Genomic DNA, 521 nt, shown 5'->3' on the forward strand with positions numbered 1-521 from the left:
GAAAAAAAAAAGGGTAGTTGTCGAAGCGCAGCTCGCGCGGCGCCGACACGTTCCACACCACCCACATGATGATGACGACCGTCATCCAGACGATGAACCGACCGGTGCCCAGGAACCGCGCGATCCGCTCGGACAGCCGCCCGAAGGCCTCCGGGTCGTACTCGGGCAGCAGGCGGCGCCGCGGCGGCTGCGGCTGGTCGAGGCGCAGCCGTGCCCGGGCGCCCGTCCCGGCGGAGGCCCGCTCACGGGTCTCGCGCTCGCGCTCAGGAGCCATCGGCGGCCTCCTCGGTCACGTCGTACCCCTCGTCACGGCCGGCGGCCTCCCCGTCCAGGTGGAACTCCTTCTCCCGCCAGTCCTCGGGCAGCATGTGGTCGAGGACGTCGTCCACGGTGACCGCGCCGAGCAGCGAGCCGCTCTCGTCGACGACGGGCGCCGCGACCATGTCGTACGTCGCGAAGAAACCGGCCACGACGGGCAGCACGGCCTCCGGGTCCAGCGGCCGCAGGTCGTCGTCGATCAT

General features: G+C 71.0%; 2 protein-coding genes. Both read right to left on the reverse strand.

All coding sequences use genetic code 11. From position 1 onward, the window contains the following. Positions 1-274 (reverse strand): DUF1003 domain-containing protein (locus EAO71_RS02405; RefSeq protein ID WP_147976091.1); only part of this gene is annotated, 274 nt, incomplete at its 3' end. Beyond that, on the reverse strand, positions 264-521 hold a 258-nt coding region (locus tag EAO71_RS02410; RefSeq protein ID WP_410093940.1), incomplete at its 5' end, for a CBS domain-containing protein. The genes EAO71_RS02410 and EAO71_RS02405, both read right to left, overlap by 11 nt.

Source organism: Streptomyces sp. MS191 (genome assembly GCF_008042125.1).
Classification (GTDB): Bacteria; Actinomycetota; Actinomycetes; order Streptomycetales; family Streptomycetaceae; genus Streptomyces.